1 pseudogene is annotated in these 682 nt (G+C 50.9%); it reads right to left on the reverse strand.

What is annotated here, in order from left to right:
• Nucleotides 1-43: 43 nt before the first annotated feature.
• A pseudogene (locus tag DW085_RS18820) lies at nucleotides 44-682 on the reverse strand (hypothetical protein); the annotation flags it as partial.

The following is a 682-nucleotide window of genomic DNA, read 5'->3' on the forward strand; positions in this document are numbered from 1 at the left end:
TTGTGACAGGTTTACGGGTTACGTTTTTACTTCAAGTTCATATTTAAAATCCAAAGCACTGCGGCATACTCTGCCCGGTGCTTTTCATTGTATGGATGAGATGTCCCTGTAGCTGCAGGAAATTCTGGAAGCGTTTCTTACATGCCTGCCGGTCCGGCGTGGCCAGATCGTCAGACGGGTTCTGGATCAGGAACGCACTGTAGAGGTCCCTCTGGACGGTATGTCCGTCAATCTCCTTCTTGCGTTCCGAGAGGAGCGTTTTGACGCATTCCCCTGTTACGTGGTTATACTGGCTGGCCTTATAGGTCCGGGTCTGGATCTCCAGGACGGCTACACCAAGGAGTTCTGCTTTCCGTTTCAGGATGGTGATGAAGGAAGCCGGGGCCCGGTTATTTAAGGACCGTCCGAATCGTTTCTTCTTTTTAAACTTCCGGATGAGCCTTACGGTACCGTCTTTCTGCTTCACCGGGGAAGCGTCTTCCTTTCTGGAGGTGTCCCTAGCCCGTTTCTGTAAGACCCGATAGTCCATATGCTCGACGTAGATGGTATCCGCATTGGCTAAAAAGCGATTGACCCGTTCCTCATGATCCTGCTTGATATAGGCTGCTTTCTTCCGGTAGATGGCCCGGAGCTTCTGACGCATCCTTTTATATCCCTTGGAGAAGATCCAACGGTCATGGTT

The organism is Clostridium sp. AF50-3 (assembly GCF_003477445.1).
Taxonomy (GTDB): Bacteria; Bacillota; Clostridia; order Lachnospirales; family Lachnospiraceae; genus Otoolea; species Otoolea fessa.